Consider the following 26,565-nt stretch of genomic DNA (forward strand, 5'->3'; position numbering starts at 1 on the left):
ACTAAAATTGAACGGCGATCCAACGTCGATAGTCTTCATGCATTACGCCCTGGACATCCGCACATTTCTATTCAGTCATTATTTCTATACTGGGGTGCGGATCGCAATCGGAGTGGTCGGCCTCACCATGCTGGTGTACAACGTGGCCGACATGCCGACCACCATGACGGTCTTCCTCGGCGCCCTGTGCACCAGCCTGATGGATCTGCCCAGCCCCTTGCGGCACAAGTTCAACGAGATGCTGGCCGGCGTGCTGCTGTGTACGCTGGTGATGCTGCTCATCAGCCTGTGCGCGCCGATACCCTGGCTGGTCGGCGCGATGATGGTGGTGGTCAGCTTCTTCGCCAGCATGATGGTGGTGTATGGCAAGAAGACCATGCCGCTGCAGTTCGCCGCGCTGATGGTGATGACGCTGTCGATGGAAAACCAGGTGTCGATCCCGGCCGCGCTGGCGAACTGCGTGCTGTTTCTGGGCGGCGGCCTCGGCTACCTGGCGTATTCGATGGCGGTGTCGTGGTTCCTGCGCCGCCGCATCAAGCAGCAGGTGCTGGCCGAAGCCCTGTTCGAGCTGGCGCGCTACCTGCGCATCAAGGCCGATTTCTACGACGTGCGGCACGACCTCGCCGCCCAGTTCAACCAGTTGGTGCGCCAGCAGATCGTGGTGGCCGACAAGCAGCAAGCCTCGCGCGATCTGATCCTGCGCGACCTCTACACCAAGCAGGACGGCCTGCTGGTGCAAGTGCACCTGTCGATGCTGGAGCTGTATGAGCAGGTGCTGTCCACCCACGCCGACTACGCCTTCCTGCGCGACCACTTCGGCGACAAGGACGTGATGATCTTCCTGCGCGACCTGGCCAACAAGACCGCCGAAGACATCGAATCGATCGCCTACGCCATCACCCGCAAGAAAGCCTCCGCCCCCACCGTCAACTACAAGGCCGAGCTGCGCGCCATCCAGTACGAGATGCAGCAGATGGCCCAGCCGGGGCCGAGCCAGACCTCCGAAGAGGCGCTGACCCTCCTGCGCGTGACCTACAACAAGATCCGCGACATCATCGAACTGATCGGCCAGCTGCACCAGGCCACGCAAAACCCGGTCGATCCCCTCCCGATCCTGCCCGGTTCGGACATGACGCCGTTCCTGACCCAGCAGAAGTTCAAGTTCAACATGCTGCTGGTCAACCTGCGCTGGCAGTCGCCGATCTTCCGCTTCGCCATCCGCGTCGCGCTGGCGGTGACCACCGGCCTGTGGATCTCCAGCCACCTGCCCTACATGGCGCACGGCTACTGGATCGTGCTGACCATCGTCATCATCCTCAAACCCAATTTCAGCGCCACCAAGCAACGCGTGGCCGACCGCCTGATCGGCACCATCATCGGCTGCCTGATCACGGCGCTGATCCTGCGCTTCGTCCATAACCCGATGGGCCTGATGGCGGTACTGTTCGCCGCCAGCGTCGCCGCGCCCGCGTTCACCTACGTGAAATACCGCTATACCGCCATCGCCGCCTCGGTGCAGATCCTGATGCTGCTCAACCTGCTGCTGCCGGCCGGCCACCAGGGCGTGGTCAGCGAGCGCCTGATCGACACCGTGATCGGCGTGGTGATCGCCACCCTCTTCAGCTATGTGCTGCCGGCCTGGGAATACCGCGACCTGCCCAAGCTGCTGCGCAACGTATTGAAGTCCAGCCAGCGTTACCTCACCGCCAGCCGCGACATGCTGGAAGGCAAGGTCAAGGACGATTTCTTCTATCGGGTATGCCGCAAGGGCTTCATGGATAGCCTGGCGGCGCTGATCTCGGCGCTGGTGCGCATGATGGATGAGCCGGTGACCAAGCACCGCGCGGTCAAGGAACTCAACCGCTTCATCGTGCAAAACTACCTGGTGGCGGCGCACATTGCCGCCCTGCGCCTGATGCTGCGGCGCCATCAGGAAAATATCCCGCAAGGCGCGGTCAACCAGCTGATCGAAAGTACTTATCTGGAAGCCAGTGAACAGTTGGCTGAGGCCCAGCGCATCCTGGCGCCGAAGTCGAAGAAACGCAACGGCGCGGTGACCGTCTCGCCGGAGGCGCCGCAAGACAAGGCGCTATCGGCCAAGATCGAACTGGTCGGGCCTGTCACGCCGGAACCGGTGCCGGCCGACGCCAGCGCGTGGTCAGGCTGGAGCACCTTGCAGCGCCGCACCAGCCTGCTCAATCAGGATTTGCGCGAAATCGTCGCCCAGACCACGGCCATCGACCATATCCTGCGCCAGCAGAACTGATCCCTGGCGGCGCATCCGGCCGGCCGTCGATGCCGGCCGCAGATGCAATCCGGCGTCACAGTTGGGTACGCGATACCAGTACGCCATCCACGTCCGCATAAATCCAGTCGCCCGGATACACCGCCACGCCCGCGATGCTGACCTTGAGGTCGGCGTCGCCGGCTCCCTTGCGGAAGCTGCGTTGCGGATGCGTGGCCAGCGCCCGGATACCGACATCGCAGGCGTTGAGTTCCGCGGCGTCGCGCACGCAGCCATTGACCAGGATGCCGGCCCAACCGTTCTTTTGCGCCAGCACGCCGAGGTTGCCGCCCACCAGCGCGCAGCGCAAGCTGCCGCCGCCATCCACCACCAGGACATGGCCATTGCCCGGCGTTTCCAGGGCGGCGCGCACCAGCACGTTGTCTTCGAATACCTTGAGCGTCCTGACCGGGCCGGCAAAGGCATTTTTCTGGCCGAACGAGGCGAAGATGGGCGGCAGCACATGCAAGGCGCCGGCGGCCAGCTTGTCTTCGTTGTTATCGCACAGGTCGCAGGTGGCAAAGCTCATGGTGGTCTCCGTGGTCGTGTGTGGTGCGGACAATGCTGCATCATACCGACAACATGCGATGCAGGCGCTTCTGGTCGAACATGCGCGAGTCGGCCATGCGCAGCAGGGTTTCCACATCGAGGCCGTCTTCGGGATACAGCGAGACGCCCACCGATGCATCCACCGTGTACTGGTTGCCGCTCCGCCCTTCGATGGGCCGGTTGACCGCATGGCGGATCTTGTCGGCAATGCTGCGCGCTGCCTCGATCTCGGTCACGCCGTGCAGATAGACCACGAACTCGTCGCCGCCAAAGCGCGCTACCGAATCGTCATGGCGCAACGCATGCTGCAGGCGCTCGGCGATAACCACCAATACCCGGTCGCCCTCGTCATGGCCATATTCGTCATTGACCGCCTTGAAGCGGTCGAGGTCGATGAACAGCATCGCGAAATGCAGCGGGTTGGCCTCCGATGAATTGCGGCGGCGGAATTCGATCTGTGCGATCAGCGAGTCGCGGTTGAGCACATTGGTGAGGCGGTCGGTGCGCAGGTTGCGTTCCATTTCCTGGAAACTGAGCGCCAATTGCCCGATCTCGTCGTCGCGATCGATATTGAGGGCCGGGAACGGGCTGCCGTTGCCGATGCTCTTGGCCGCCAGCGTCAGCTTGCGGATGTCGCGCAACACCCAGCGCAACAGCACGAAGCCGATCACGAAAGTCAGGCATACCGCCACCAGCCCCAACAGCAGGGTCTGATAGACGCCGCCGGTCACCGAACCGAGGAAATCCGAACGCGGCGCAGCGCTGATGGCCAGCCAGTCCAGGCCGGCCTCGTCGTGGTGCAGGCGGAAAGCGACCTCGATCTTGCTGCCCTGGCTGCGCGCGCCCAGCAACACCAGTTCGCCCGGCACGAGACGATGCTCTGCCATGTATTTCTGCACTTCATCGAAAGCCTGTTGCACCAGCGGCGACTTGCTTTGCCCGGCATTCAGGCGCACCACCTCGCCGGGGTTGCCCTTGATGTCGTGCAGCGTTTCGTTGAGGGAGGTGGCGATCATGTCGCCTTTAAGCTCGGCGACGAAGGCCACACCATTGGCGCTCAAGGGCAACTGCTGCAAAAAGGTGGTGAGCTGGCTCAGGCCGATGCTGCTGTTGGCCACGCCCAGGAAAGTGCCGTCGGTATCGAAAACCGGCTTGGAGAGATTGATGCCCAAAAACTTCTCGCGGAAATCGGCATACACCGAGGACCAGGTCTCGCGTCCGCGCGCCACCGTCTGGACATACCAGGGCCGCTTGCGCGGCTCGTAATCCTGCACCGCGGTCAGCTTCATCTCGGCGCCGGGGCCGCGCAGGTAGTAGACGTAATCCTTCCCTTCCGGCTCGCGGATGCTGTACCTGAACACGCTCGCGCTTTCCTGCTTGATGCCCAGGAAGCTGCCGTCGACACCGCCGAAATAAACGTAGCTGGGATCGCTGAACAGGAAATTGGCCAGCCACAGCCGTTCTTCCAGCTGCTTGCGGTCTTTGGGAAATGGCAATCCGACCGGCTGCTCGCCGGGGTTGGCCGGCGGCACCGGCGGCGGCGCCACCATATTGAGGCTCTCGTGCGCGCTCAGGGTCTGGCGGTCGATGGCCTGGCCGACGCGCCCCATCACCTCCATCAGCGCATTGCGCGCGAGGATTTCGGTGGCGTCGTCTCCAGCGCGATACAGGAACCAGCCTATCGTCAGCGCCAGGCAAACCATCAGGAAGATGAACGGCAAAATGAAAAGCCGCTGCAAAGACGATTGCCTCAGGATCGATCCCTTCGCGGACTCTCGCCGCCAATTATCTTGCGCATAATTCCCCCGCTGGTGCGCGTAGCCAACTGCTGTGGCGGGCGTTGCGGCGCACTGCACCAGTTCTTTCGATTGAACAATCATTGTATGCCAAAAGCCCGATGGCTGGCATTGGCGGATGGCCGCATCACGCGCCCGGCACGGATTTCCCCAAAGACAACAACAAGAATTGCGGCAGCGGAACTACGAAAAACCACGAAAAAAGCCGATTGCGCCCCAAAGCGCAATCGGCTTCCAACCGGACCAGGACGGCGGCGCAACACGCTGCCGCCGCACCCCGCCCCTCGTGCGGAATTACTTGGCGAACACCAGCTGGCCGTTGTGCACGTCCACATGCACCACATCCTTCGGGCCGAACTTGCCCGCCAGGATTTCCCTGGACAGCGGGTTTTCGATCTCCTGCTGGATCGCACGCTTCAAGGGCCGTGCGCCATACACCGGATCGAACCCGGCCTCGGCGATCTTCTGCAGGCCGGCATCGCTGATCTGCAACCCGATCTCCAGCTTGGCCAGGCGTTCTTCCAGGATGCGCAACTGGATCTTGGCGATGGCGCCGATATTTTTCTCATCGAGCGCATGGAACACCACGATCTCGTCCACCCGGTTGATGAACTCCGGACGGAAATGCGTGCGCACCTCGGCCATCACCGCCAGCTTCACCAGCACCGGGTCGCTGTCTTCCATCGATTGGATGCGATGCGAACCCAGGTTCGAGGTCATCACGATCACCGTGTTCTTGAAGTCCACCGTGCGGCCCTGGCCATCGGTCATGCGGCCATCGTCCAGCACCTGCAGCAGCACGTTGAAGACGTCCGGATGGGCCTTTTCGATCTCGTCGAGCAAAATCACGCTGTACGGTTTGCGGCGCACGGCTTCGGTCAGGTAGCCGCCCTCCTCATAACCCACATAGCCCGGCGGCGCGCCGATCAGGCGGGCCACGGAATGCTTCTCCATGAACTCGCTCATGTCGATGCGGATCATCGCCTCTTCAGTGTCGAACAGGTAAGACGCCAGCGCCTTGCACAGCTCGGTCTTGCCCACGCCGGTAGGGCCCAGGAACATGAACGAACCATACGGCTTGCCGGGGTCGCCCAGCCCGGCGCGCGAACGGCGGATGGCGTCGGACACGGCCACGATCGCCTCGTCCTGGCCCACCACACGCTCATGCAACACATCTTCCATGTGCAGCAGTTTCTCGCGCTCGCCCTGCATCATGCGCGAAACCGGGATGCCGGTAGCGCGCGCCACGATCTCGGCGATTTCCTCGGCGCCGACCTGGGTGCGCACCAGCTTGGGCTTCTCCGTGGCGGCACTCGCCTGGTCGCGCTTGTTCTGCTCTTCCAGGGCGGTCTCGAGTTCGGCCAGCTTGCCGTACTTCAGCTCGGACACCCGCTGCCAGTCGCTCTTGCGGGTGGCCTCTTCCATCTGCAGGCGGATCTTCTCGATTTCTTCCTTCAGTTGCTGGCCGCCCTGCGCGGTCGACTTCTCGGCCTTCCAGATCTCTTCCAGGTCGGCGTACTCGCGCTCCAGCTTGTCGATCTCTTCCTCGATCAGTTGCAGGCGCTTCTGCGAAGCCTCGTCCTTCTCGCGCTTGACCGCTTCGCGCTCGATCTTCAGCTGGATCAGGCGACGGTCGAGCTTGTCCATGACTTCCGGCTTGGAGTCGATCTCGATCTTGATCTTGGCGGCGGCTTCGTCGATCAGGTCGATCGCCTTGTCCGGCAAGAAACGGTCGGTGATGTAGCGATGCGACAATTCGGCCGCGGCCACGATGGCCGGGTCGGTGATATCCACGCCGTGGTGCACTTCGTACTTTTCCTGCAGGCCGCGCAGGATGGCGATGGTCGCCTCCACGCTCGGCTCGTCGACCAGGATCTTCTGGAAGCGGCGCTCCAGCGCGGCATCCTTCTCGATGTATTGGCGGTATTCGTCCAGCGTGGTGGCGCCCACGCAATGCAGCTCGCCGCGCGCCAATGCCGGCTTCAACATGTTGCCGGCATCCATCGCGCCTTCGGCCTTGCCGGCGCCGACCATGGTGTGCAGCTCATCGATGAAGACGATGGTCTGGCCTTCGTCCTGGGCGATCTCTTTCAGGACCGCTTTCAGGCGTTCCTCGAATTCGCCGCGGTACTTGGCCCCGGCCAGCAGCGCCGCCATGTCCAGCGACAGCACGCGCTTGGACTTCAGGCTGTCCGGCACTTCGCCGTTGACGATACGTTGCGCCAGGCCTTCGACGATGGCGGTCTTGCCCACGCCCGGTTCGCCGATCAGCACCGGGTTGTTCTTGCTGCGCCGCTGCAGCACCTGGATGGCGCGGCGGATTTCATCGTCGCGGCCGATCACCGGGTCGAGCTTGCCGGCGCGGGCGCGCTCGGTCAGGTCCAGCGTGTATTTCTTGAGCGCTTCGCGCTGGCCTTCATCCTGCTGCGAAGACACCGAAGCGCCGCCGCGCACGGCCTTGATGGCGGCTTCCAGCGACTTGCGGGTGAGGCCGTTTTCGCGTGCGGCGCGGCCGGCGTCGGACTTGTCGTCCACCAGGCCGAGCAGCACCATTTCGCTGGCGACGAACTGGTCGCCATGCTTTTGCGCTTCCTTGTCGGCCAGGTTCAGCAAGGCCACCAGTTCGCGGCCGATCTGCACTTCGCCGCCGTTGCCCGAGACTTGCGGCAGGCGCTGCAAGGCGCCCTGCAAGGCAATCGACAGGCCGTTCACGTTCACCCCCGCGCGCTGCAACAGCGAGCGCGCGCCGCCGTCGTCCTGGTTCAACAGGGCGATGACGAGGTGTACCGGTTCGATGTATTGGTTATCGTGGCCGACCGCCTGGGATTGCGCGTCGGCCAGCGCTTCCTGCAATTTTGTGGTGAGTTTGTCGAGACGCATGGTTCGCTCCAATTTTTCAATGTAATGAAAATTGGGCCGGACATTTGATTTTCAAGCAAAGTACCGGCGCGCAAATTTGATTTGCATCATGCCTGCAACAACCTCGTTCAAGATACGAGCGCGCGGTAAGTTGCAAAGCCGGCAACGCACAAGGCGATGGAGCCGAGCAAGTGCAGCGCCGAATGGCCGATGGCCCAGAGATAGTCGCCCCGCTGCAGCAGGATCATGGCCTCGGCGGAGAAGGTTGAAAAGGTGGTCAGGCCGCCGAGGAAACCCGTGATGGCGAACAGGCGCCATTCCGGCGACAGGCCGGGATGCTGCTCGAAACAGGCGACCAGAAAGCCGATCACGTAACCGCCGAGCCAGTTGGCCGCCAGCGTGCCGATCGGCACCAGATGGCCGCCAACGTTATACACCACCGAAAGCCGCCAGCGCAGCCATGCCCCCAATGTCGCTCCCACGCCTACCGCCAGCCATCCCATGCCGCCTCCTCGTTTTGCCCATCATTTTGTCCATCACTGCGATGATGCCAGAAACTGCAATCGTCCCGGCCATTCCATCCCCATCGGCATCAACCGGCTCAGGAGCTGTGTTCCTGGGCGGTAACAATCCCCTGCATTTCTTCACGCAGCGAACCGATGCGCTCCAGCGCCTGATGGTCTTCCTGCAATGCCTTGTCCACGCTCTCGTGCATCCAGTCGACCCAGGTGCTGATCTTGGCATCCAGGTACTGGCGCGACGGGTACAGCGCATAGACGCCCATGTGCTGCATGCGATGCTGCGGCAGCACGCGCACGATGGTGCCGGCGCGCAACGGATCCACCGCCGAATAGATCGGCAGCACGCCGATGCCCATGCCTTCGCGGACGCCGGCCAGCATGGCCTCGGCCACGTTGACCTGGAAATTGCTCTTGACGGCGATCGTATCCAGGCCTTCCGGCCCTTCGATGACCCACTCATCCAGCGGCGACACCGGACTGACCAGTTGCAGGCAGGTGTAATTCAGCAGATCGGCCGGCTTTTGCGGCATGCCATGCTTGTCGATATAGGCAGGCGAAGCGCACAACATGCTGAAAGTGCTGCCCAGTTGGCGGAAAATGAGGCCCGAATCCGGCAACTCGCGCGCCAGCACCAGCGAGACGTCATAGCCCTCTTCCAGCAGGTCGGGAATGCGCTGGGCCAGGGTCAGCTCCACCGCCACGTCGGGATAGCGCTTCTGGTAGCCGGAAATGGCCGGGATCACATAGCGCTGGCCGAAACTGGTCATCGCGTGGATTCGCAAACGCCCGGAAGGTTTGACATAGGCGGCGCCGGCCTCGGCTTCGGCCTCCTCGACATAGGACATGATCTGCTGGCAACGCAGCAGATAGCGCTCGCCGGCTTCGGTCAAGGCAATCCGGCGGGTGGTGCGGTTCAGCAGGCGGGTGCGCAGGTGCCGCTCCAGGTCTGCCACGGCGCGCGACACATGGGCAGTGGTCAACTCCATCTGCTGGGCCGCAGCGGTAAAACTGCCGGCATCGACCACGCGCACAAACACGCGCATGTTTTGCAGGGTATCCATACTATTTCCTATGCTGTGGCCAGTTCTCGGATAAGCTGCCCAGGAGCCGCCCACTTAGCAGACTCGCATTTTCCGGACTGGCGGATGACAGCATTGTTACCTAAAACAGCTCAGTTATTATTTCAATTCATAGGATAAACAATTGCGAATTGTCGAATTTTTCCCAAGATAATTACAAAATACAATACATATCATCTGATATTTGCATATTTTGGGGTAATTCCATGCACCGCCTCTCCCACCGTCACTTGTCTGCCCTGACCGTCATTGCGCTAGCGTTGACAATCGCCGGCTGCGCCGATCAGGGAGGCATCAAACCGCAAGCGCAAGTCCGCGACACCGCCACCTTCGACGCCGGGCAAGCCATCCGCCAGGCCGGCGCCGAAGCCGGCTGGCCGCAACGCGCATGGTGGCAGGCCTATAACGACCCGCAACTCGATGCGCTGGTGCAAACAGCCGTCGCCGGCAACCCCAGCATGGCCATTGCCGCGGCCCGCGTGCGCCAGGCGCAATCGATGGCGGTAGTGGCGCATGCCGGTGAATTGCCCAGCGCGCAACTGGATGCCGCCATCGGCCGCAAGGATTGGTCCGACAACGTCTATTACGGCGCCAGCTTCCGCGACAAGCTGACCTGGAACAACACCACTACCCTGAGCCTGGCCTACAACGTCGACCTGTGGGACCGCAACAAGAACACCACCGAACGCGCCCAGGATGAATTGCACGCGGTCGCCGCCGATGCCCGCGCCGCCCAGCTCGACCTGGAAAGCAATGTGGTGCGCACCTATGTCCAGTTGGCGCTGCAATACGGCTTGCTGGACAACACCGAAGCGATGCTCAAGGAAGAGCAGAATATCCTCGGCCTGGCGCACCGCCGCTTCACCGGCGGCATCGGCACCCAACTGGAAATCACCCAGGCCGAATCCCCGTTGCCGGAAACCCGCCGCCAGATCGAAGCCTTGCATGAAAGCATTGCGCTGGTGCGCAACCAGTTGGCCGCCCTGTTGGGCCAAGGCCCGGGCGCCGGCGACAACATCACCCGGCCGGTGCTGGCGCTGCACACGGCGATCGGCCTGCCCAGCGCGCTGCCGGCTGAACTGGTCGGCCGCCGTCCCGACATCAGCGCCGCGCGCTGGCGCGTGGAAGCCGCAGCCAAGGGTATCGCGGTGGCCAAGACAGCCTTCTACCCCAACCTCAACCTGCTGGCCGGCATCGGCCCGGCCGCCGCCGGCGGCGGCATGCTGTCTTTCCTCAGCATGAAAAACTGGCAAACCACCTACGGGCCGGCGATCTCGCTGCCGATCTTCGAAGGCGGCCGCCTGCGCGGCCAACTGGGCGCCACCACCGCCGGCTACGACATCGAGGTCGAGCATTACAACTCCCTGCTGTCGCAGGCCTTGAAGTCGATCTCCGACCAGGTCGTGACGCTGCAGTCGGTGGCCCGCCAGCAACAGCAAGCGCATGAATCGGTCGCCGCCGCGCAAAAGAATGTCGACATCGCCACCCGCGCCTACCAGCGCGGCCTGACCGATTACCTCAACGTGCTGCAAGCGCAGACCCAATGGCTGCGCCAGCAACAGATCGTGCAACAGTTGCAGGCCCAGCACCTGGCGGCCTATGCCGCACTGACCGCGGCCCTGGGCGGCGGCCTGGAGCCGGCCGCCGCGCCTGAAGCCGATGCCGGGATCGACAGCGGCGACACCCTCAAGGCCGCCGCAAAATGAACCAGCCCGCCAACCCCACCGCAGCAGCCGCACCGCGCCCGTCCTTCGGGGCGCAACTGCGCGAAGCCGCCAGCGACTGGTGGCAGAACGAACGGCCGACCTGGATCTACGTCTTCAAGATGGTGTTCGCCGGCCTGCTGGCGCTGGGCATCGGCTATGCGCTCGACCTCGAATCGCCGCGCTCGGCGCTGATCACGGTGTTCATCGTGATGCAGCCGCAAAGCGGCATGATCCTGGCCAAGAGTTTCTACCGCGTGATCGGCACCCTGATCGGCTCGGTCGCCATCATCGTGTTCGTCGGCCTGTTCGCACAGACGCCGGAACTGTTCCTGATCGCCTCGGCGCTGTGGATCGGCCTGTGCACCGTAGGCTCGGCGCACAACCGCAATTTCCGTTCCTACGGCTTTGTGCTGTCGGGCTATACGGTAGCCCTGATCGGCCTGCCGGCCGCGCTCAATCCGGGCATCACTTTCGATTCGGTCATGACCCGCGTCACCGAAATCACCGTCGGCATCGTGTGCGCCGGCCTGGTCAGCGCGCTGGTGTTTCCGCAAGCCAGCGCCCCCGGCCTGGTGCGCATCATCCGCGGCCGCTTCACCGCCTTCGTCGACCTGATCGGCGCCACCCTGGGCGGCGCCACCGACCGCAAGCAGCTCGATATCGCCAATGCCCGTTTCGTCGGCGACATCATCGGCCTGGAAGCGCTGCGCAGCTCGGCCATCTTCGAAGACCCGGAAATCCGCCTGCGCAGCGGCCGCCTGACGCGCATGAACAGCGAGTTCATGGCGCTGTCGACCCGCGTGCATGCGCTGCACCAGCTGATGAACCGGCTGCATGCCAATCCCGCGCCCAGCGCACAGGTGATCATTGACGCCATTTCCCCCTATTTCAAGGAAGTGCAGCCGCTGCTGACCCGCGCCAGCGGCGAACCGGTGATGAGCGCGATAGACGCCGCCGACGCCGCGCTGAAGCTGGAAACCTACAAGCGCGAACTGCCGCGCCGCGTGCGCGCCACCCGCAACACGCTGCAGATCGACAGCGATAGCGCCATGCTGGACTTCGACACCGCTTCCGAACTGCTGTACCGCGTCATCGAAGAACTGCACGCCTACACCCTGACCTATGCGTCGCTGAACCAGCGCCGCCATGAGCGCGAGCAATGGGAGCACGCCTACGCCTCCAAGACCAGCATGACCACCGCGCTGATCGCCGGCGCCCGCGCCGCCATCACGCTGCTGCTGCTGTCGGCCTTCTGGCTCGCCAGCGGCTGGCCCAGCGGCGACGTGGCCGCGCTCAATGCCGCCGCCTTCTGCGCCATCACCTCGGCCGCGCCCGATCCCGCCAAAGCCACGCGCACGGTCACCATCGGCGTGGTGTTCGCGGCCATTGCCGGCTACATCTATACCTTCCACCTGCTGCCGCGCGCCGATGGCTACTGGATGCTGGCGGCGATGCTCAGCCCCGTGCTGATGCTGGCCGTGTGGCTGACCACCAAACCCAAATGGGCCGGCTATGGCCTGGGGATCTGCATCTTCTTCCCGTTCCTCGCGGTGCCGGACAACTTCGCGCATTTCAACGCCGCCGGCTATCTCAACGAATCGATCGCCTTGCTGGTGTCGCTCATCGTCACCACCATCTCCTTCATGTTGCTGCTGCCGCCGACCACCGACTGGACTGTGCGCGTGCTGGAGAAACAGCTGCGCAAGCAAGTGGTGGACGCCTGTTTCGGCAAGCTCGGCCACCTGGCGCTGAAATTCGAAAGCGGCACCCGCGACCTGATGCACCAGATCACCATGCTCACCAGCAGCCGCCCGGCACTGCGCCAGAACGCATTCGGCTGGATGTTCGCCACGCTGGAAGTCGGCCACGCCATCATCGAGCTGCGCACCGAACTCAACGGCATCCGCACCGAGCGCCCCGACCTGCTGTCGACCGAAGCCTATGCCGCGCTGAACCGCCTGCGCGAAACCGTCCCGGCGCTGTTCGGCAGCCCCAACCGCGATACCTTCGCCAACGCCCTGGCCGCCAACGACCACGCGATCGTCCAGATCCAACAAACCATCGGCCCGCACTACCGCGAACGCAGCGAACGCCATCGGCTGCAACGTACGCTGAGCTACCTGCATTTCATCCGCACCGCCCTGCTGGACCAGCAATCGCCGCTGCACACCATGCGCGACGGCGCCGCCCACGCCAACACCACGCATTCCGGAGCCCGCCATGCCACGTGAGATTTCCTTTTTCGACGCCTACATCCCCACCTTGCTGTTGCTGGTGGTTGTGGCCGGCGCCGTGGCCTTCGTGGCCGACCGCATCCTGGTGCGCATCGGCCTGTATAACCTGGTATGGCATCCGGCGCTGTTCCGCGTGAGCATGTTCGTCTGCTTCGCCGCGCTGATGGGGCTATACGTGTATGCCTAGCTGAGCATCCAACGCCTGCCGCGCCAATCAATAACAAACACGCAATACGAAAAGATAAAGAAACATTCAGGAGTAGTTCATCATGTCGGTCAAATCGATTTTTCGCCTCGCCATCACCCTGCTGATTTTCCTGCTGGCCATCTTCCTCGCCTGGACGCTATGGCAGCACTACATGGTCTCGCCGTGGACCCGCGACGGCCGCGTGCGCGCCGACGTGGTCAACATCGCGCCGGACGTCTCCGGCCAGGTGGTCGAGCTGCCGGTGCGCGACAATCAACTGGTCAAGAAAGGCGACCTGCTGATGGAAATCGACCCGGCGCGCTACCAGTTGGCGCTGCAGCAGGCCGACGCCGCCGTGGCCGCGCGCAAGTCCGACCTCGATGTGCGCCGCGCCGACATTGACGTGCGCCGCGCCGACCTGAGCATGCGCCGCGCCCAGGCCCGGCGCCGGGCCGACATGGATGCGCTGGTGGTCTCGCGCGAAGCCCGCGAAGATGCCGGCACCCTGGTCACCTCGTCCGAGGCGCAGTTCCAGGCCGCGCAAGCGCAGCTACAGTCAGCCCAGGCGCAGTACCAGGCCGCCATCGCCCAGCGCGACGCCGCCAAGCTGAACCTGGAGCGCACCAAGGTGTTCTCGCCGGTAGACGGCTACATCACCAACCTGAACGTGCGCCGCGGCGACTATGCCACCGCCGGCGCGGCCAAGATCGCGGTGATCGACAGCCATTCGTTCTGGGTCTACGCCTACTTTGAAGAAACCAAGCTGCCGCTGCTGTCGGTGGGCGACAAGGCCAGGATCCAGCTGATCAACGGCGCCACCCTCTCCGGCCACGTCGACAGCATCGCGCGCGGCATCTATGACCGCGACAACCCGCAAAGCCGCGAACTGATCGCCGACGTCAACCCGACCTTCAACTGGGTGCGCCTGGCCCAGCGCATCCCGGTGCGTATCCATCTGGACGACGTGCCCAAAGACGTGCTGCTGGCTTCCGGCCTGACTTGCACCGTGGTGCTGGAACCGGGCAGCGGCAAGCAGCAGGAACAGGCTGCGCCGGCGCCCAAGAGCTGAGTTCCTGCATCGCAGGCATCCAAACCGCCCCTTCAAGCGTAATGCTGTTCAGTTAAGCCTTCCATCTGCAAATCGTCATCCCGGCGAAGGCCGGGATCCAGTGTCTTTCGTTGTGCCTCAATGGCCGTTGAACGACGCTGGACCCTGACCTTCGTCAGGGCGACGGAGAAATTTCGGCTTAACTGAACGGCATTACCCCTTCAAGCGGAGCGTTTTTGACTCACCGCCCCGACCGTCAAGCCCATCGGTTTAAGCAGCTTTTCCGCCGTGGCCAATGTGGGGCTGGACTCGCCTCTTTCAATATCTTGCAAGGTACGTGCCGATACGCCGCACAAGCGGGCATATTCGGCAATCGTCAGGCGCAACGCGGCGCGGATCTTGCGGATGACGGCCGGCACCGGCAGCGTCGGGTCGGCCGCCAACTCATCGGCCAATGCCTTGCGCTCGGCCAACTGCTCGACCGGCGTCAGCGGTTTGAATCGCTTGTCCATTACAGCGCCTCCAATTGCAGCACGACCTGGTTGACGGTCGCCGCCAGCGGAGTCAAAAATTTTTCCTCAATCCCGAGCGCGCGGGCGTCATCGAGCAAACTTGCCAGCGGCGCCGCCATTGGCCGCACACGCTGCGCGATCAAGCTGCGCGGCTTGTGCCGCTTGATCAATCGCGCTGGCCCATTGCGGCGAACCGCCGTCATCGGCCTCCCAGCGCATGCGCCGGGCGATGCCGTCCGGGTGCAACCACATCGGGGGCGAAGTCGAACAGCGGCATCGTGCCAGCACCCGTCGAGAAAGAGTTGGAGTGTGCAAGAAATATCCATATACACATCGCAATATCATTAATAAAAAATTAATTATTATTAATTATGATAGTTTAATGTGTAAATACTGCAGATTACTTCCTCCCAAACACGCGGGCAGAAACCAAGCCCGATCGCGCCGCACCGTGCGCGTCTCGGTCTCGCAATGGAGGATGCGGGTAAAGCTTGTGCGCCATTACGGCGGCGCCAATGATGGCGCGTTATCCCGGCGTCAGTTATCCCACTTGCCCAATGCGGCGTCATCGCTTTCGCGCGCGTCGACCCAGCGCGCGCCGTCCGGCGTCTGCTCCTTCTTCCAGAACGGCGCCCGGGTCTTGAGGTAATCCATGATGAATTCACAGGCGGCGAAGGCTTCGCCGCGATGACGCGCAGTCACGGCCACCAGCACGATCTGCTCCAGCGGCTGCATGGGGCCGACACGGTGGATCACCAGCGCGTCGAAGATCGGCCAGCGCTCCCGGGCTTGCGCCACGATTTGCTCCAGCGCGCGCTCGGTCATCTCCGGGTAGTGTTCCAGCTCCATCCCGGACACTTCCGCGCCATCATTCAGGTCGCGCACGGTGCCGACGAAACTCACCACCGCGCCGACCTTGGGATTGGCCAGGCGCAGTTGCGCCACTTCGGTTGAGAGATCGAAATCGGCGGTCTGGACACGGACGGGCATGGCGGCGGAAAGAAAAGTGAAGTGCGACGATAGATTCTAACAGTGCCGGCGGGCGCTAAAACGACGCAAACGACGCGGGGCCCGACTTTGGTCAGGCCCCGCATCATTGGCAATATCGAACCGGCTTAGACCAGTATGCCCCACAGCAGCAACGTCATGCCCAGCCCGATCACCGACACCAGGGTCTGGATCACCGACCAGGTCGCCAGCGTCTGTTTCAGGTTCAGGCCGAAGTATTCCTTGACCATCCAGAAACCGGCGTCATTGACGTGGCAGAAGAACACCGAACCGGCGCCGATGGCCAGCGCCATCAGCGAATTGTGGGTAGCCGAGAGGCCCGCCACCAGCGGCGCCACGATGCCGGCGGTGGCGGTGGTGGCCACCGTGGCCGAACCGGTCGCCTGGCGCAACGCCACGGCGATGATCCAGGCCAGGAGGATCAACGGCACATGGGTGCCGGTGGCGATCTTGGTGATGGTGTCGCTGATGCCGGCGCTCAGCAGCGCCTGCTTCAGGCCGCCGCCGGCGCCGATGGTCAGCAGCAGGCCGGCGATCGGCGGCAATGCCTTGCGCAAGGTGGCGCCGACATCGAAGCGGCTGGCGCCCTGGCCCCAGCCCAGCACCACCACCGCGAACAGGACCGTGACGGTCAGCGCGATGATGGGTTCGCCGAAGAAGTTCAGCATCTCATACAGCTCGGTCTTGGGCGTGACCCAGATGCGCGCCACGGTGCGCCCCAGCATCAGCGCCACCGGCAGCAGGATGGTGACCAGCGCCGGCACGAAACCGGGCTGCGATTTCCGCTCGCGCTCGGCGAACAGCTTGCCGATCTGGTCCGGCTCGGCCACGTTCAGGCGCGGCGCCAGGAAGTTGCCGTACAAGGGGCCGGCGATGATCACCGCCGGTATCGCCACCAGCAAGCCCAGCAACATGGTGGTGCCGAGGTCGGCATGCAGCGCGCTCACCGCGATCAGCGGGCCCGGGTGCGGCGGCAGCAAGGCGTGCAGCGTGGTCATGCCGGCCAGCGCGGGAATGGCCACGCGCATGATCGGCAAGCCGGAGCGGCGCGCCATGACGAAAATGATCGGCGCCATCATCACCAGGCCGACTTCGAAGAACAGCGGCAAGCCGATCACCAGCGCCACCACCGCCATCATCCAGGGGATGGCGCGGCCGCGCGCGTAGCGCAGCAAGGTGGTGACGATCTTGTCGGCCGCGCCGGAATCGGCCATCAGCGCGCCCAGCATGGCGCCCAGGGCGATGATGATGCCGGCTTCGCCGAGGATGCTGCCGGCCCCCTTGCTGAATGCCTTGGCGATGTCTTCCAGCGGCAGGCCGGCGCCGATGCCGGCCACGAAGGTGCCGATCAGGATGGAGAGAAAGGGAGCGATGCTGAGAAAACTGATCAGCACCACGATGGCGACCAGCGCCAGCAGGGTCACCAGCAAGAGCTGGGTATCCTGGGCCGCCCAGGCAGCCAGTTGGGTTGATATCACGACGGGTTCCTTCTTCAGGTGTGGATGAATGCGCATCGCTGGACGATGTCTTGTGCATCCCCTCGGTCAGGCATGTTTGGCGCATGCCCGGTCTCCTCCCAAAAAACGGATCGTGACCCGTATGCAGCGGGTCGCCGGTCAGTTCAGGTCTTTTGCCAGACGCTGGCCAGCCACGGTTGCTGCTCGCGCGGCAAACCGTCAGGGCGATAATAATGCCGCAATTCGACAAATCCTGCAGCCAGCAGGTAGCCACGCCAGCCCTCCAGGCTATGCCACACGCCATAGCGTTCCCCGCTCCAGCCTTCCACATCCGCGCCACGCGGATTGGAACTGAACAGAATGCCATCCGCTTTGAGCGTATCGCGCAGTTGCCCCAGCACGCGCGGCAGGTCGGCCGACGGTACGTGGAACAGGGAAGCATTGGCAAAGATGCCGTCAAAGCGCGATGCCGGCACATCCAGCTGCAAGAAATCCTGGTGCCACACTTCGCAACCCGAGGCTTGGCGCGCCATGCGCACGAACTCTTCGGCGCCGTCCAGCCCGATTGCCTCATGCCCCAGGCGCGACAACGCCAGCAAGTCGCGCCCCGGGCCGCAGCCGAAGTCGAGAATGGAAAATCGCGCCATGGCCGGGGCGCCAGCACGCCCCGCCAACGCTTCCAGCAAGGCGGCGATATTCTGGCTGACATCGTGCCCCCAGGTCCCCTCGCGAAACCCTGACGCATTGTGCCGATAGTGCTCCAGCGTGCCAGCCGAGGCGGCCGAGGTGGCCGAGGTGGCGTTACGCTCGCTCACAGCCGCCCCTTAGCCGCCGGTCACCGGCGGGAAGAACGCTACCTCGCCGCCATCGACGATCTCGGTGTCGGCCTCGGTCATGACATGGTCGTAAGCCATGCGCAAATTCTTTTCCGGCCCCAGCACTTCGGCCCAGATGCCGCCGCGGCCGATCAGGAAGGCCCGCACGTCGCCGATGGTCTTGACGCTGGCCGGCAGTTCGATGACTTCCTGCGTGGTCTGGAGCGCCTCGCGCACGCTGGCGAAGAAACGCAGTTCGATTTTCATGAGAGCAAATCCTGGAAAGAGATGAAGGAGACCATGTCCCCCACGGCAATGGTGTTGCCGGCAGGATTATCGACCACGCCATCGGCCCACACGGTCGAGGTCAGCACGTTGGAGCCCTGGCTGGGAAACAGGTCGAGCCCGCCATTGGCGTTGCGGCGCACGCGCAGGAATTCCTGGCGGCGGTCGGCCTTGGGCCAGGCGAAATCGGCGCGCATGGCCAGCGCCTGCGGCAGCACGGCTGCGCGCGGCAAACCCTGCAAGCGCAGCAGGAAGGGCCGCACAAAGACCAGGAAGGTGACCAAGGACGATACCGGGTTGCCCGGCAGGCCGATGAAGAAGGCGCGCCCCTCTTGCGCCGTCTGGCGGTTCACTTCGCCGAAGGCCAGCGGCTTGCCCGGCTTCATGGCGATCTGCCACATGTTGATGCGGCCTTCGGCTTCCACCGCCGGCCTGACATGGTCTTCCTCGCCCACCGACACGCCGCCGCTGGTGATGATCAGGTCATGCTGCTGCGCCGCGTCGCGCAGCGTCTTGCGGGTGGCGTCGAGCTTGTCCGGGACGATGCCGTAGTCGGTGATCTCGCAGCCCAGTTTTTCCAGCAGGCCGCGCAGCAGGAAACGGTTGGAGTTATAGATGGCGCCGGGCTTCAGCGGCTGGCCCGGCATGGTCAATTCATCACCGGTGAAAAATACCGCCACCCGCAAGCGGCGCCACACGGAGAGTTCGGCCTGCCCCACCGAGGCCGCCAAGCCCAGCTCCTGCGGACGCAAGCGGGCGCCGGCTTCAAGAATGGTGCTGCCCTGGCGGATATCTTCACCGATATAACGCACCCATTCGCCCTGCCGCGGGACGTGACGCACGATGACGTATTCGCCATCGGTGTCACAGGCCTCCTGCATGACCACCGCATCCGCGCCTGCGGGCATCATCGCGCCGGTGAAAATGCGCGCGGCGGTGCCGGCTTCCAGCGGCTGGCCGACATGGCCGGCGGGAATGCGTTGCGAGACGCGCAAGCGGGCCTGGCCCGAGGCGCAGTCGGCAGCCTGCACGGCATAGCCGTCCATCTGCGAATTGTCCATGCCCGGCACGTTGATGTGCGCCTGCACAGACGCCGCCAGCACACGGCCGCAGGCGTCGAGCGTGGAGATGGTTTCCACGCCGTCCACAGGCGCGGCTGCATTCAGCAGCATATCGAGCGCCTGCGCCACGCTTTGCAGCGGGGGACGGGTCGATTTTTCCGAGGAATTCTGGGTAGCGGTATTGGCTTGCATATCTAGGGCTGGTCTCGGGACAATTTATCGCTCCCCCACGGGTTTCGCAGGGAATCACCGCGCCATTTTTTGGCGCAGTTGCTCCGCGGTGATCTGCACCGGTTTGCCATCGCGCACCACGATGATTCCCGTATTGGTTTGAAGAGCCGTTTGCCTCGCCAATTCGGCCGCACGCTGCATAGCCGCCAGCGAGGCGCGCAAATCGGCATCCTTGGCTTTGGAAATATCTTGCTTGCTCATGAGTTCTCTCCCCACTTCAACAAAACAGGCTCATCGCTCGTATTGTCGTACAAGCCCACACATCCACCAACGATGAGTAGATGATGATAATTTCTTGCCCTGCGGCTCGATGGTCATACTTTGCGCCCTCGCCTTGACATGCTTACAGGCCGGTGTGCTGCGCCACGAAATTCTTGACCTTGGCGGCGTCGGCCGGCATCACCTCGAAGCGTTGCGGCAGCGCCTCGATGTTCTCGAACCCGGCCGGACGGTCGGCGTCGCGGCCCAGCGCTTCGCGGATGGTTTCGTTGAACTTGGCCGGCAGCGCGGTTTCCAGCACGATCATGGTCACCCCCGGCGTGAGGTTCTCGCGCGCCACCTTGATGCCGTCGGCGGTGTGGGTGTCGACCGTGATGCCATAGCTCTTTTCAGCGAAGCGGATGGTCTCCAGGCGGTCGGCGTGGGTCGATTTCCCGGAGGCGAAACCGTACTTGATCACGCTGGCGAACTCGTTGCCGTCGCTGCCCGGCTTGCCGGTCAGGTCGAAGCCGCCGGCGCTCTCGACCTTGTGGAACAGCGCCTTGACGCGATCGCTGTCGCGGCCCAGCAGGTCGTAGATGAAACGCTCGAAGTTGGAGGCCTTGCTGATATCCATGCTGGGGCTGCTGGTGTGGTAAGTCTCGGCCGACTTGCGCACGCGGTAGACGCCGGTGCGGAAGAACTCGTCGAGCACGTCGTTCTCGTTGGTGGCCACCACCAGCTTGTCGATCGGCAGCCCCATCATGCGCGCGATGTGGCCGGCGCAGATATTGCCGAAGTTGCCGGACGGCACCGTGAACGAGACCTTCTGCGCATTGGAGGTGGTCGCCGCCAGGTAGCCGCGGAAGTAGTACACCACCTGCGCCACCACGCGCGCCCAGTTGATCGAATTGACGGTGCCGATCTTCTTGGCGGCCTTGTATTCCAGGTCGTTGGAAATCGCCTTGACGATGTCCTGGCAGTCGTCGAACACGCCTTCGATGGCGAGGTTGAAGATGTTGGGATCCTGCAGGCTAAACATCTGCGCGGTCTGGAAAGCGCTCATCTTCCTGTGCGGCGACAGCATGAACACGCGGATGCCGCGCTTGCCGCGCATGGCGTATTCGGCGGCGCTGCCGGTGTCGCCCGAGGTGGCGCCGACGATGTTGAGTTCGGCGCCCTTCTTGGCCAGCGCGTATTCGAACAGGTTGCCCAGCAATTGCATGGCCATGTCCTTGAAGGCCAGGGTCGGGCCGTTGGACAAGCCTTGCAGCACCAGCTTCTTGCCATCCTTGTCTTCCAGCGTGCGCAGCGGGGTGATCTGCGACGCGTCTTCGCCGGCGCGGGTGTTGCGGTAGACATCGGCGGTATAGGTCTGGTGCGCCAGGGCCTTCAGGTCTGCCTCGGGAATGTCGGTGGCGAATTTCTTCAGCACTTCAAACGCCAGGTCGGCGTAGGAGAGTTTGCGCCATTGGTCCAGCTCGGCGCCGCTTACTTGCGGGTATTGCGACGGCAGGTACAAGCCGCCATCCGGCGCCAGGCCGCCCAGCAGGATTTCGGAAAAGGAAGGAGTGGCAGAATGACCGCGAGTGGAGACGTATTGCATGACGTGTAATGGCTGCAGGATGCGTGAATGCGGGGGAATCGGAGAAGTCGGACATTATAGCGCCCCGCCACTGCCGCGCTCACTTTTGCCGCCGACAGACCGTCAAATACGGATCGCCGGCTCCGCCATCATCAGGATGCGCAGGAGTTCCGCCTGGCGCCGCGTGCCGGTCTTGGAAAACAGGCTGGACATATGGGTGCGCACCGTATTGCGGCTGACACCGGCTTTTTGCGCGTAACTCTCGATGGTCTCGTTATCGAGCAGCGCTTCGGCCAGGCGGGCTTCGGCCGGCGTCAAACCGAACATCTTGCGCAATATGGCGCTGCGCGGCAGATGCTGCCGGCTCATGTCCTGCAGCAACACCAGGGCCAGCGGCCCGCCGCCATCGGCAAAGCCGGCCTGGCGATCCGGCTGCGCCGGAATGACCGACACCACCAGCGGCTGCCTGTCGCGCTCGCGGCGGGCGGCAAACCATTGCCCGCGCCGGCCCGCATCGCCGGTGGCCTGGCTGACGGCGGCCACCAGCATGCCATCGGCGCCGGGGTCGGCCAGGCGCAAGCGTTGCGCCTTCACGCAGATGCCATCGGCGCCGGCCAGCATGTCGGCCGCCACGTTGTTGAACGACACCACGCGGCAGGCGGCATCGACCCACACCGTACCGTAAGGAAAGTATTTCAGCAGGGCCTGGTCGGCCTGCTGCTGGCTTTCCAGGGCGCGCAGGCGCCGCCGCAGCACGGAGGAACGGATCATGTGCCCGGTCATGCGCTCCAGGAACTGGAGATCGCCGGCATCGTAGTGCTCGGCGCCGACCGGGCGCAGGAACGACAGCACTTCATTGTCCAGGGCCTCGCCGCCGATGCGGCCGAGGATCATGTGGCGCGCGCCGTACTTGAACAGGAAATCGTTATAGATCTCGCTGCGGCGTACGAAGCCTTCGTCGAAGCGCTGGTAGTCCGCGCGCCACTCGCCGACGGCGCCGGTGGCGACCCACTGCAGGCGCTCGTCGACGCTGTTGTAGTAAGTCCGGTATTCGGCATCGGCCGCGTTGAAGATGGGATTGCTGATGACGGAACTGAATACCTCCCTGCTCGACATGTCCATATGGAGGTAATGCCCGGCGACCGCACCGATCTCGTCGCACATCAACTCCATGAGCGGCGCCAGTTGCCCGACATCGTGCACCGACTCGTAAATCAGCCCGACCAGGTGGTCGAACCGCTGTTCCTGATTGGCGGTTTTCATTGTTTTATCCCCATGCCGCTCACTGTGGCGACTTGATTGGCCTTCCCGGTTCCGAGCATAGAACATTTCACTTTCTCATTCAAACGGATGAGGCTTTTTCTGTTGTGTTTCTCTAGAATTTTTTCTTGCCAAACACTCAGTCGGCTCGCTTTTTCACAGGAGCAATTGTCAGGGGACATGAAGGTTGAGGATGTGGGCAATTCCGGGGAGAAACACATCATGCAAAGCAAGCCAAACTGCCGGGGGGCAACTACCGCCCTGTTCTTGGGCAAACGCCTGTGCGCGGGGGCCATGGCGGCGGGTCTCATCGCCGGTTGCGCCACCCAGGGTTACGACCACAAGGCCGGCAGCACCGTCGGCGCCATGCAGGGCGGCAATCCCGATCTCGCGCTGCAGGCGCTGGAACAACAGAATCCCGACCAGGACAAGGACTTGCTCTACTTCATGGAGAAGGGCGAGCTGCTGCGCATGAAGGGTTCCTATGAAGCCAGCAAGGAAAGCTGGCTGGCCGCCGACGAGAAGGTGCGCGGCTGGGAAGAGCAGGCCAAAACCGATCCGTCCAAATTGTTTGGCGACATCGGTTCCTTCGTGCTTAACGACACCACTCGCCGCTACGATGGCCGCGATTACGAAAAGACTTTCGTCAACCTGCGGCTGGCGCTGGACCATCTGGCCATCGGCGACTGGGATTCGGCGCGCACCGAGATCAAGAAGATGCACGAACGCGAGGCCATCATCGCCGAGTTCCGCAGCAAGGAGCTGGAACAAGCCAAAGGCAGCGCCGAATCCAAGGGCCTGAAGACGACCTCGTTCAAGGAGCTCAACGGCTATCCGGTCGAGACCCTGACCGACCCGCAAGTGCAGGCGCTGAAGAATTCCTATGAATCCGCGATCGCCAACTACCTGGCCGGCTTCGTCTATGAAAGCCTGGGCGAGCCTTCACTGGCTGCGGCAGGCTACCGCAAGGCGATCGAGATGCGCCCGGGCGAGCCGGTGCTGGAAGACGGCCTCAAGGGACTGGACGGCCGCGTGCGCGCACGCTCGCCCAAGCTGGTCGATACCCTGATCGTGATCGAGTCGGGCAGCGCCCCGGCCATCACCTCCATGACCCTGCCCATCATGCTGCCGATTCCGGGACGCAGCGGCCTGTCCATCATCGCCACGCCGATTTCCTGGCCGGTGATTCGCGCCGCCGATAGTGCGACGGCGCCCGCGGCCATCAACATCGATGGCCAATCCGCGCCGGTCGCCCTGCTGACCAGCGTCGACCAGATGGCGCGCAAGGCGCTCTCCGACGAGATGCCCGGCATCATCGCGCGCTCCTCGGTGCGCGCCATCACGCGCGGCGTCGCACAGAAGGCCATCGACGACAACGCCGGCTCGATGGGCGCCTTCGGCTCGTTGCTGAGCCTGGCGGCCAAGGTCGGCGCGGTAGTGACGGAAGTGGCCGATGAACGCACCTGGCGCACCCTGCCGGGCTTCTTCTCGGTGGCGCGGATCAAGCTGCCGGTCGGCGCCCACACCATCAGCCTGCTGTCCGGCACCGGCCAACTGACACGGGAGGTCAAGCTCTCAGGCAATTACGCAGTGGTGACCATGCGCACCTCGGGACTGACGCTGTATCTGGCCCAGACGCCGTTCAACGAACAACAGGCCGCATTGGCCCTGGCCGCCCCGGACACCCCGCCCACCAAGGTCGCCAAGGCCGGCAAGAAAGCCGCGCCGGACAATGCCGCCAAAGCGGCTGCGGCGGCCAAGGAAAAGGCGCTGGCCAGCGCCGCCGCCAGGAAGAAGGCCATCGTGCCGGTTTCGGCCGCGGCCGGCCAATAACGGCCGTCCGGCAGCGTCATCACGACATCGACACATCGGAGAATCCAGATGCAGTTTTTTTTACGCAACATCGTGCTGGCAGCATCCTGCGCATTGTTTTTTGCGGCGCCGGCCGCAGGCCAGACCATCGGCTCCAAGATCGAAACCATGGGCGAGCCGGCCTCGCTGCAATTCACCGGTTTGCGCATGCGCGAACAAAACGGCCTGCTGCGGGTGCAAGCCGAACTGTCCAACCTCGACACCCGCCAGCAAAGCGCCTATTACCGGGTGCAATGGCTGGATGAGTCCGGCTTCCAGGTATGGGACGACGAAGCCTGGAAACCGGTGCTGCTGCATGGCGCGCAAAAACTGATGCTGCAGATCGTCGCGCCGACCACCAAGGCGCGCGACTTCAAGATCCAGTTCAGCGCCACCGATAACCGTTCGCTGAGCCAGCCCGGCGCTTCCGGCAACAGTCCATGACCCGCTGCATTCTTATCGCCATCAAAAAAGGAAACGCCATGTACGCCATCCTCCACTCCCGCCAGCTTCGCCATACGGCCTTGTGCGCCTTATGCGCCACCCTGTTCGGCTGCGCCACGCCCGGCACGCCGACCGTCGGCGGCAACGTCCAGTACGGCGACGCCAAGGCGGTGGAACAGGTGACCAACGAATTCGGCTCGACCGACCTGCAAACCATCGCCGAATCGATGGCGCGCTCGCTGGCGCAATCGGCCAGCGGTTACAAGAGCAAGCCGCTGGTCACCTTCGCCGACGTCAAGAACAAGACCAGCGAATACATCGATACGCGCTCCATCAGCGACTCGATCCGCACCCAGCTGGTCAAGAGCGGCACCATGCGCTTCGCCACCGACATCGACGCCATGCAGAACCAGACCGACGAGCTGACCCGCCAGAACAACAGCGGCCTGTACAAGAAATCGGCCACCGCCAAGGTCGGCAAGATGCAAGGCGCGCAATACCGCATCGAAGGCAACATCACTTCCATCGTCAAGCGCGGCGGCGATGTCAAGGATGTCTATTACAAGTTCAGCCTGATCATGACCGACATCGAGGGCGGCACCATCGAATGGGCCGACGAGAAGGAAATCCGCAAGACTTCGCGCCGCTGAACGGCGCTTCAGGAAACGCTCATGCACCCATCATCCCTCCTGCGTACCCTGTGCGCGGCCTGCGCAATCGGCGGCCTGGCTTGCATCGTGCTGGCCGCTCCCACGGCCGGCGCGCAAAACCTGCCCAAGATCGCCGTCACCGACCTGTCGTATGAAGAGCAAGTGAAGGAGTATTTCCAATACTTCGAAGCGCGCGAGAAGCACGACAACAGCGCCTCTTCCAGCGCCCGCTTCCGCGACTCGGCCAACAGTTCCTCGGGCTCGGCCTCCGAGCGCTCGTCGAGCCGCGGCGAAAGCTCGGTGGTGGCGGCCTCGGGCAGCATCACCGTCATCAGCCGCGGCGAGCTGCGCAAATTCACCGCCGACATCAAGGGCGAACTGCTCAAGTCCGGCTCATACCGCCTGGTGCAAGGCAAGCCGTGGACGCAGCAAAACACGGAAAAGCTGTACGACATCATCGCCCGCATCAAGCAAGGCTATTACCCCGGGGCCGACTATGTGCTGTTCGGCAGCATCAACAATATCGACTTCCGCCAGGAGACCCATCCCATCCAGGGATCGAATGCGGTGTCGTTCTCGCTGGCGCTGGAACTGGTGGGCGAGTTCTCGCTGATCAATACCAGGACCTATGAGATCAAGGCCGCCTTCTCGGCCATGGGCGAAGGTTCGGACACGCGCCTGGCCAATGCCGCCGGGACCCGGATCGCGCTCAACAAGAGCAAGGTGATGCAGGAGGTCTCGCGCTCGCTGGGCGATGCCGTGGCCAGCGAAATGGAGGCGCAATTCAACCCCGCGGCCTCCACCCGCGCGTCCCGCGCCGCGCGCAATGCCGGACCGGCCGGCGCCCCCGCACCTGAAGAGCGTACCGTGGTCTTCAAGTGACATGGCCGTCGATTTGTTTCCAAAAAGAAAACAAATCCCGCCCGGCCAGATGAAATAAAGCGT

General features: G+C 63.5%; 24 protein-coding genes. 9 read left to right on the forward strand and 15 right to left on the reverse strand.

Annotated elements, in window-relative coordinates:
* The first annotated feature begins 37 nt into the window (after positions 1–37).
* Positions 38–2,266 (forward strand): FUSC family membrane protein, encoded by a 2,229-nt coding sequence (locus AC07N6_RS09235; protein WP_494780012.1) that lies wholly within the window; start codon positions 38–40, stop codon positions 2,264–2,266.
* 55 nt (positions 2,267–2,321) lie between these two features.
* Here AC07N6_RS09235 and rraA read toward each other — a convergent pair whose 3' ends face one another.
* From rraA to AC07N6_RS09260, 5 genes are all read right to left on the reverse strand, one after another.
* A complete protein-coding gene (rraA, locus tag AC07N6_RS09240; protein ID WP_494780013.1) occupies positions 2,322–2,813 on the reverse strand; it encodes a ribonuclease E activity regulator RraA in 492 nt (163 codons plus the stop codon).
* 40 nt (positions 2,814–2,853) lie between these two features.
* Positions 2,854–4,572 carry a diguanylate cyclase gene (locus AC07N6_RS09245; RefSeq protein WP_494780014.1) on the reverse strand — a complete coding sequence of 573 codons (1,719 nt, stop codon included), beginning with the start codon at positions 4,570–4,572 and terminating at the stop codon, positions 2,854–2,856.
* 351 nt (positions 4,573–4,923) lie between these two features.
* On the reverse strand, positions 4,924–7,509 hold the full coding sequence (gene clpB / locus AC07N6_RS09250; protein ID WP_494780015.1) for an ATP-dependent chaperone ClpB: 2,586 nt from the start codon (positions 7,507–7,509) through the stop codon (positions 4,924–4,926).
* 107 nt (positions 7,510–7,616) lie between these two features.
* A complete protein-coding gene (gene crcB, locus AC07N6_RS09255; RefSeq protein WP_494780016.1) occupies positions 7,617–7,991 on the reverse strand; it encodes a fluoride efflux transporter CrcB in 375 nt (124 codons plus the stop codon).
* A gap of 98 nt (positions 7,992–8,089) precedes the next feature.
* On the reverse strand, positions 8,090–9,070 hold the full coding sequence (locus AC07N6_RS09260) for a LysR family transcriptional regulator (RefSeq protein WP_494780017.1): 981 nt from the start codon (positions 9,068–9,070) through the stop codon (positions 8,090–8,092).
* Between the two features lie 224 nt (positions 9,071–9,294).
* On the opposite strand from AC07N6_RS09260, the gene AC07N6_RS09265 reads away from it, so the two are divergent.
* The 4 genes from AC07N6_RS09265 (at position 9,295) to AC07N6_RS09280 (ending at position 14,284) form a co-directional block, all read left to right on the forward strand.
* Positions 9,295–10,794 (forward strand): efflux transporter outer membrane subunit, encoded by a 1,500-nt coding sequence (locus AC07N6_RS09265; RefSeq protein WP_494780018.1) that lies wholly within the window; start codon positions 9,295–9,297, stop codon positions 10,792–10,794.
* A complete protein-coding gene (locus tag AC07N6_RS09270) occupies positions 10,791–13,025 on the forward strand; it encodes an FUSC family protein (protein ID WP_494780019.1) in 2,235 nt (744 codons plus the stop codon). Before AC07N6_RS09265 ends, AC07N6_RS09270 begins: the two co-directional genes overlap by 4 nt.
* On the forward strand, positions 13,015–13,215 hold the full coding sequence (locus AC07N6_RS09275; RefSeq protein WP_494780020.1) for a DUF1656 domain-containing protein: 201 nt from the start codon (positions 13,015–13,017) through the stop codon (positions 13,213–13,215). The genes AC07N6_RS09270 and AC07N6_RS09275 overlap by 11 nt, the downstream gene beginning before the upstream one ends.
* 82 nt (positions 13,216–13,297) lie before the next feature.
* A complete protein-coding gene (locus AC07N6_RS09280; RefSeq protein ID WP_494780021.1) occupies positions 13,298–14,284 on the forward strand; it encodes an HlyD family secretion protein in 987 nt (328 codons plus the stop codon).
* 200 nt (positions 14,285–14,484) lie between these two features.
* Here the strand turns inward: AC07N6_RS09280 and AC07N6_RS09285 are convergent, their stop codons facing one another.
* The 10 genes from AC07N6_RS09285 to AC07N6_RS09330 form a co-directional block, all read right to left on the reverse strand.
* Positions 14,485–14,775 (reverse strand): helix-turn-helix transcriptional regulator, encoded by a 291-nt coding sequence (locus tag AC07N6_RS09285; protein WP_141915606.1) that lies wholly within the window; start codon positions 14,773–14,775, stop codon positions 14,485–14,487.
* On the reverse strand, positions 14,775–14,978 hold the full coding sequence (locus AC07N6_RS09290) for a hypothetical protein (RefSeq protein WP_494780022.1): 204 nt from the start codon (positions 14,976–14,978) through the stop codon (positions 14,775–14,777). Before AC07N6_RS09290 ends, AC07N6_RS09285 begins: the two co-directional genes overlap by 1 nt.
* A gap of 334 nt (positions 14,979–15,312) precedes the next feature.
* A complete protein-coding gene (moaE, locus tag AC07N6_RS09295; RefSeq protein WP_494780023.1) occupies positions 15,313–15,765 on the reverse strand; it encodes a molybdopterin synthase catalytic subunit MoaE in 453 nt (150 codons plus the stop codon).
* Between the two features lie 125 nt (positions 15,766–15,890).
* Positions 15,891–17,297 (reverse strand): GntT/GntP/DsdX family permease, encoded by a 1,407-nt coding sequence (locus AC07N6_RS09300; protein ID WP_494780024.1) that lies wholly within the window; start codon positions 17,295–17,297, stop codon positions 15,891–15,893.
* Between the two features lie 107 nt (positions 17,298–17,404).
* Complete coding sequence (locus AC07N6_RS09305) at positions 17,405–18,055, reverse strand: class I SAM-dependent methyltransferase (RefSeq protein ID WP_494780025.1); 651 nt, start codon at positions 18,053–18,055, stop codon at positions 17,405–17,407.
* Positions 18,056–18,064: 9 nt separating this feature from the next.
* The gene (gene moaD, locus AC07N6_RS09310) at positions 18,065–18,322 is read right to left on the reverse strand and encodes a molybdopterin converting factor subunit 1 (RefSeq protein WP_494780026.1); all 258 of its coding nucleotides are present in this window, start codon (positions 18,320–18,322) and stop codon (positions 18,065–18,067) included.
* Positions 18,319–19,593: a molybdopterin molybdotransferase MoeA gene (locus AC07N6_RS09315; RefSeq protein ID WP_494780027.1), complete on the reverse strand. Its 1,275-nt coding sequence runs from the start codon at positions 19,591–19,593 to the stop codon at positions 18,319–18,321. Before AC07N6_RS09315 ends, moaD begins: the two co-directional genes overlap by 4 nt.
* Positions 19,594–19,647: 54 nt before the next feature.
* On the reverse strand, positions 19,648–19,833 hold the full coding sequence (locus tag AC07N6_RS09320) for a hypothetical protein (protein ID WP_494780028.1): 186 nt from the start codon (positions 19,831–19,833) through the stop codon (positions 19,648–19,650).
* Positions 19,834–19,975: 142 nt separating this feature from the next.
* Positions 19,976–21,436, reverse strand: coding sequence for a threonine synthase (thrC, locus tag AC07N6_RS09325; RefSeq protein WP_494780029.1), 1,461 nt, complete (start codon positions 21,434–21,436; stop codon positions 19,976–19,978).
* Positions 21,437–21,538: 102 nt separating this feature from the next.
* Complete coding sequence (locus AC07N6_RS09330) at positions 21,539–22,678, reverse strand: helix-turn-helix transcriptional regulator (RefSeq protein WP_494780030.1); 1,140 nt, start codon at positions 22,676–22,678, stop codon at positions 21,539–21,541.
* 219 nt (positions 22,679–22,897) lie between these two features.
* Between AC07N6_RS09330 and AC07N6_RS09335 the strand changes: the two genes are divergently transcribed.
* The 4 genes from AC07N6_RS09335 to AC07N6_RS09350 are packed head-to-tail and all read left to right on the forward strand — an operon-like array spanning position 22,898 to position 26,502.
* The gene (locus AC07N6_RS09335) at positions 22,898–24,508 is read left to right on the forward strand and encodes a COG3014 family protein (RefSeq protein ID WP_494780031.1); all 1,611 of its coding nucleotides are present in this window, start codon (positions 22,898–22,900) and stop codon (positions 24,506–24,508) included.
* A 48-nt stretch (positions 24,509–24,556) separates the two neighbouring features.
* Entirely contained in the window at positions 24,557–24,970 is a 414-nt protein-coding gene (locus tag AC07N6_RS09340) for a YcfL family putative periplasmic lipoprotein (RefSeq protein ID WP_494780032.1), read from the forward strand.
* A 38-nt stretch (positions 24,971–25,008) separates the two neighbouring features.
* Positions 25,009–25,620, forward strand: coding sequence for a penicillin-binding protein activator LpoB (gene lpoB / locus AC07N6_RS09345; RefSeq protein ID WP_494780033.1), 612 nt, complete (start codon positions 25,009–25,011; stop codon positions 25,618–25,620).
* Positions 25,621–25,641: 21 nt separating this feature from the next.
* Positions 25,642–26,502: an LpoB-related protein gene (locus tag AC07N6_RS09350; protein WP_494780034.1), complete on the forward strand. Its 861-nt coding sequence runs from the start codon at positions 25,642–25,644 to the stop codon at positions 26,500–26,502.
* Positions 26,503–26,565: the final 63 nt, after the last annotated feature.

Source organism: Herbaspirillum sp. GW821-FHT09A12, from assembly GCF_059418325.1.

Bases quoted from the DNA above. Each gene is read 5' to 3' on its own strand.
- rraA (WP_494780013.1), bottom strand. From the start codon at position 2,813: ATGAGCTTTGCCACCTGCGACCTGTGCGATAACAACGAAGACAAGCTG.
- AC07N6_RS09330 (WP_494780030.1), bottom strand. From the start codon at position 22,678: ATGAAAACCGCCAATCAGGAACAGCGGTTCGACCACCTGGTCGGGCTG.
- AC07N6_RS09265 (WP_494780018.1), top strand. From the start codon at position 9,295: ATGCACCGCCTCTCCCACCGTCACTTGTCTGCCCTGACCGTCATTGCG.
- AC07N6_RS09300 (WP_494780024.1), bottom strand. From the start codon at position 17,297: ATGCGCATTCATCCACACCTGAAGAAGGAACCCGTCGTGATATCAACC.
- AC07N6_RS09335 (WP_494780031.1), top strand. From the start codon at position 22,898: ATGCAAAGCAAGCCAAACTGCCGGGGGGCAACTACCGCCCTGTTCTTG.
- AC07N6_RS09280 (WP_494780021.1), top strand. From the start codon at position 13,298: ATGTCGGTCAAATCGATTTTTCGCCTCGCCATCACCCTGCTGATTTTC.
- moaE (WP_494780023.1), bottom strand. From the start codon at position 15,765: ATGCCCGTCCGTGTCCAGACCGCCGATTTCGATCTCTCAACCGAAGTG.
- lpoB (WP_494780033.1), top strand. From the start codon at position 25,009: ATGTACGCCATCCTCCACTCCCGCCAGCTTCGCCATACGGCCTTGTGC.
- AC07N6_RS09340 (WP_494780032.1), top strand. From the start codon at position 24,557: ATGCAGTTTTTTTTACGCAACATCGTGCTGGCAGCATCCTGCGCATTG.
- AC07N6_RS09315 (WP_494780027.1), bottom strand. From the start codon at position 19,593: ATGCAAGCCAATACCGCTACCCAGAATTCCTCGGAAAAATCGACCCGT.
- moaD (WP_494780026.1), bottom strand. From the start codon at position 18,322: ATGAAAATCGAACTGCGTTTCTTCGCCAGCGTGCGCGAGGCGCTCCAG.
- AC07N6_RS09275 (WP_494780020.1), top strand. From the start codon at position 13,015: ATGCCACGTGAGATTTCCTTTTTCGACGCCTACATCCCCACCTTGCTG.
- AC07N6_RS09320 (WP_494780028.1), bottom strand. From the start codon at position 19,833: ATGAGCAAGCAAGATATTTCCAAAGCCAAGGATGCCGATTTGCGCGCC.
- thrC (WP_494780029.1), bottom strand. From the start codon at position 21,436: ATGCAATACGTCTCCACTCGCGGTCATTCTGCCACTCCTTCCTTTTCC.
- AC07N6_RS09260 (WP_494780017.1), bottom strand. From the start codon at position 9,070: ATGGATACCCTGCAAAACATGCGCGTGTTTGTGCGCGTGGTCGATGCC.
- clpB (WP_494780015.1), bottom strand. From the start codon at position 7,509: ATGCGTCTCGACAAACTCACCACAAAATTGCAGGAAGCGCTGGCCGAC.
- AC07N6_RS09290 (WP_494780022.1), bottom strand. From the start codon at position 14,978: ATGACGGCGGTTCGCCGCAATGGGCCAGCGCGATTGATCAAGCGGCAC.
- AC07N6_RS09270 (WP_494780019.1), top strand. From the start codon at position 10,791: ATGAACCAGCCCGCCAACCCCACCGCAGCAGCCGCACCGCGCCCGTCC.
- AC07N6_RS09235 (WP_494780012.1), top strand. From the start codon at position 38: ATGCATTACGCCCTGGACATCCGCACATTTCTATTCAGTCATTATTTC.
- crcB (WP_494780016.1), bottom strand. From the start codon at position 7,991: ATGGGATGGCTGGCGGTAGGCGTGGGAGCGACATTGGGGGCATGGCTG.
- AC07N6_RS09285 (WP_141915606.1), bottom strand. From the start codon at position 14,775: ATGGACAAGCGATTCAAACCGCTGACGCCGGTCGAGCAGTTGGCCGAG.
- AC07N6_RS09350 (WP_494780034.1), top strand. From the start codon at position 25,642: ATGCACCCATCATCCCTCCTGCGTACCCTGTGCGCGGCCTGCGCAATC.